General features: G+C 55.9%; 5 protein-coding genes and 1 pseudogene. All 6 read right to left on the bottom strand.

What is annotated here, in order from left to right:
• Positions 1-78 precede the first annotated feature (78 nt).
• On the bottom strand, positions 79-630 hold the full coding sequence (locus H0V34_09850; protein ID MBA2491983.1) for a zinc ribbon domain-containing protein: 552 nt from the start codon (positions 628-630) through the stop codon (positions 79-81).
• A gap of 135 nt (positions 631-765) precedes the next feature.
• Positions 766-1251, bottom strand: coding sequence for a hypothetical protein (locus H0V34_09855; protein MBA2491984.1), 486 nt, complete (start codon positions 1249-1251; stop codon positions 766-768).
• Positions 1252-1332: 81 nt separating this feature from the next.
• Positions 1333-2094, bottom strand: a complete 762-nt coding sequence (locus H0V34_09860; GenBank protein MBA2491985.1) for a nucleotide-binding protein — start codon at positions 2092-2094, stop codon at positions 1333-1335.
• 104 nt (positions 2095-2198) lie between these two features.
• A complete protein-coding gene (locus H0V34_09865; protein MBA2491986.1) occupies positions 2199-2471 on the bottom strand; it encodes a hypothetical protein in 273 nt (90 codons plus the stop codon).
• 204 nt (positions 2472-2675) lie between these two features.
• Positions 2676-3011, bottom strand: a pseudogene (locus H0V34_09870) (toll/interleukin-1 receptor domain-containing protein).
• A gap of 225 nt (positions 3012-3236) precedes the next feature.
• Positions 3237-4161 (bottom strand): IS3 family transposase (locus H0V34_09875; GenBank protein MBA2491987.1); only part of this gene is annotated, 925 nt, incomplete at its 5' end.

Genomic DNA, 4161 nt, shown 5'->3' on the forward strand with positions numbered 1-4161 from the left:
ACATAAGAGCGGCGGCGAAGCCGCCGCCATCGATGGATCGCTTGTCAACTGCAACGATCGTTGGGCAGTCGGGTGAATCTACGATCGTGCTGGCTCCGGTGAGAGTACAACCCCGCAGAAGCGGCACTTTCTTGCATCCGGCTGAATCATCTCGGCACACTCCGGGCACTTTCGCGTCGGCGTTGATGTGCGGTCGCTCATCTCTCGGCCCGTGAAATACGCGATTGCAAACCCGATAAGGCAAACAACAGCCATGAATACCGAAACCCCTCCGGTAATGGCTGCCATCATCCCGCCGCCGATAGCGGCTCCGGCCGCTGCAGCGTCCGAGCCTCCTGTCTGAGAGATGGTAGAGCCAACGGCGCGGCCGCTGAAAATTACGCCAATGGCGGCCATGAGCAGCCACTCAGCCGCGCCCAATAGGAAACCTCTTCGAAACACTGCTGACAGAGTTCGAGCGCCGCGAAGCAGCAGCCAGGTTGAAAGAGCCCAGCCGCCAAGGAACAGAAGCGCCACGAAAGCCGGAGCGGGAGCTTGGCTGCTCGACAAGTCGACGGCCAGCATGGCGCCCATCATGTAGATGAGGAAGCCAGAGATGAGCCCCATCAACACGGCGACGACGACCTTCATTCGGCGACCTCCTTCATTGAATTAAGAACGCTGTCGCTGCCCAACGCTCAAGCTCGGCGGCTGCGGGCCACTGACGCAAGAAAGAACGAGGGTTTCCCCCCGCAGTCCGCTGCAGCGCAATGTTGGGCACCATGATCAGAAGCGAAAGTGCCGACGGTTGAACGAAAAGTGTTTCTCCATAGACTTCATATCCTCCACGAATTCTCGAAAGACAGTCCAGTAGATGCTGTTCTTCTCGATGTCACACCAAAAGTGCTTGCTGTCCCAGCACCGTATTGCGTAATAGCCGAACATGTAGTGAGCGACCGCCTTTCTAATGAGGCCAGAGTTCATCATTAGCGAGATCTCCTCGAAGAATCCAAGCAGACTTCGCTTGTCCTTAAACGGCACGTCTACAAGCTTCGGATCGTCAACTTCCAGAAGGGCACAAAGCTCTTCTAAGGTTGAATTGTCTTTCAACCGCTTACGCATGTTGAGGAAGTGCTCAGCACGTTTTTGTGCGTCTTGGTGGCTATACTCGATTACTCCCTTTAGCAGCGTTCCCAATGCGATAGCAACGCCGACAACGGCGGCAACATCCTTCCACTCGGACAGACTTAGCTGAGAGAGTGCATCAAGCATGGTTCAATTGCCCAACGTTTGACATGAGCGGCAGCCGACAGCAGGCGAAGCCTGATGTCGGATGTCCGCTCGATGGAATGGTTAGCCCCCGAGTAGGCCACTAAGCTCAATTGGCAGCTTCGCTTGCACGAACTCCTGAGCGAGCTTCGCCTTCCAAGCTCCGGCTGGGTCCATTTCGACGTATATCACCCCTTGATAGTCAGATGGCAACTCCACGCCACCCTTATGCAAGGCACAGACCCTCGATCGGCCAAGCCGTCCCATGAAATATCCGAGTTCCATGATGACATTCTGACGCGCCCTTGCCCTTAGGTTTTTAGGATCCGATGCAACATTTCCAACGTCATCCGGGGTAAGCAGCACAACAGCAAACGCTATGTCGCCAGAGAAGTTTTCGAACTTCTCGATGACTGTACGTCCGGAATTCGGTTGCTCATGAAGAATGATCGGTTGAAGACCGAGCCGCTCCAGGAATCGCGCGGTCCCCTCTTTGGACTCGTTGTCGTGGCCATGCACAACAAATATCTTTCTCGAATCGAGCGCCGGTTCTGAGCGCTGTGAGGGTGGCGACGTTACAGCAGCACCCGCTGCCGACGGGGCTGGTTGCTCTTGTGCTTCGAGCTTTGCTACGAGCCCTTGCAGGTGACCAAGTTGGAAAGCGTGCTGCTCCCAGACATCTGGAAATTTCAGGTTCGAAAATTGGGCTGCCTCAAATGGTCCGACTGCGGACTTGAGAAACGCCAGCACCTTGCGAGACCAGAGCTCGACCCCGCGATCAGTTTCCTGTGAATCGCCTTCATCGCAGAGCTTCGAGAGGCGGTCGGTGATTGTCATTTGCATCATTTCTCCTCGTCGTGGAAGTTGTGAGTACGGGGGCTAACGTTTGAGTTCAGCGGCAGACAAAAGCGCGGCTTTTGGCTGTCCGCTGCAACGAAGGGTTAGCCGCTTCATGAGACTTCGCCATTGCCCTTCAGCTCTATGTCTATCGCCGCAAGAACCTCTTTTATCTCATTGAGGGTCTTGCGCCCCATGTTCGGAGTCTTAAGAAGTTGATTCTCGCTGTGGTCAATGAGATCGCCAATCGTGTAAATACTTTCCGCCTTTAAAATATTCGCTGTCCGTGCAGTAATCAGTAGTTCGTCGATTGGGCGCGAAAGAACATCTCCTTGACGCAGCGTAGTGCCTTGCAACCGAACTGAGCGAAATACACGATCCCGCATTAGCTCGAGAATTTCTTCAAGAATCTCCCGGTCCGTTCGCGCGCTCTTGGTGCCAGAGGATATGAGAGTGTGAATAATAGAAGTGATCTTGGTCTCCAGGTCGGGCCACCACTTTTCAAAGACCGAAGCAAGCACCGTTTCTTCAAGTGCCTCCGAACCCAACTGAGCATTGATTACGGACAGCAGGCGACGAACATCTGGACGATCGAACCTTGCTGCTTGAAACTGTGTGAGCGGGCCGCTCAAGTCGGCGGGTTCTACTCCAATCAAAAGCGGGATAACGCGAGATTGGTCAAGACTTTTGGCGAGCGCACCGGCTTCGAACATGAGCCAAGGAGCAGATAGATTTTCTCTAGTAACGCAAAGTATGCCCACTGATGACTCCTGCAATTCAGATGCAACTTCGCTGCTCCAACGAGCACCTTTCGCAATGTCATCGAGTGAGAAGTATGGTCGAGTGGCCTGCAGAACGGCGGGGAGCCATTGCCGCAGAACCTGAGCTACTTCTTTGCTAGATGTCCCCGACCAACTGAGGAAAATTTCGTAGACATTAAATTAAGAATAGAGAAAAGTTTGGGAATTGGAGGCGGCTAACTAAATATAGACGACAAAATTATGCGGCCAAACATCATCTAATCATGCAATGATTTTAGACTTTACTCAAAAATCAATCGCTTAGTATTACGCAACAAATTTGTACAATGGAGTTACCCCGTTTTCGTGGACGGTTGGCGGCTTGGGATTCAAGCCGCGTGTGGCAGCAGTTTAGGGGTTTTGTGGGTCGTGTTTATGCTCCTCTCGAATTGAACGGGTGACAAGTAGCCGAGGGATGAGTGCCGACGATGCGGGTTGTACCAGCCTTCGATGAACTCGAAGATCGCGATACGAGCCTGAGCATGCGTTTCGAAGCGCCGGCGGTCGAGCAGCTCGCATTCGAGTGTGGCGAAGAAGCTCTCGCACATCGCGAAGGCGTAAGCAGTCACCGACCGAACCCATCGAGGGGCGTACGCCGACTTGCTTACAGCGCAGGCCGAAGGCGATCGACGTGTACTGCGTGCCCTGGTCCGAGTGATGGATCACCTCGATAGGCCGGCGCTGCCAGATGGCCATGTTGAGCGCGTCCAGGATCAGCGCCGTGCGCAGGTGGTTGGCCATGGCCCAGCCGACGATGCGACGCGTGCACACGTCCAGAACGACCGCCAGGAACAGGAAGCCCGCCAGCGTCGGCACGTAGGTGATGTCGGCGACCCACAGCCGATCGGGTTGCTCGGCGGTGAAGCGACGCGCGACCAGATCGGGCGCCGGGCATGCATCACGGTCACGCACGGTGGTCTTGAAGCCCGTGCGGCGACTAATGCCTGCAAGGCCCATACGGGCCATCAGACGCGCCACGCGCTTGCGGCCCACAGGTGTGCCCGCGTCGGCCAGTTCGGCGTGAATGCGGGGCATGCCGTAGGTCTCACGCGAGCGCGTGTGGAGCTCCCGGATGCGCACCGAGAGCTGCTCGTCGGCCTGCGCCCGCCGCGACGGTAAACGCTCCAGCCACGCGTAGTAACCGCTGGCGGAGACGCCCAGTACACGGCACAGCAAAGCCACCGAATAGACAGCCTGATTCGCTTTCACGAACTCGAACCCTTGGACGGGATCGAGCCGCTCTCCCTGGCGATACCTGCGCCGCGGCTGTTGACAG

The sequence above is a fragment of the Gammaproteobacteria bacterium genome, from assembly GCA_013696315.1.
Classification (GTDB): Bacteria; Pseudomonadota; Gammaproteobacteria; order JACCYU01; family JACCYU01; genus JACCYU01.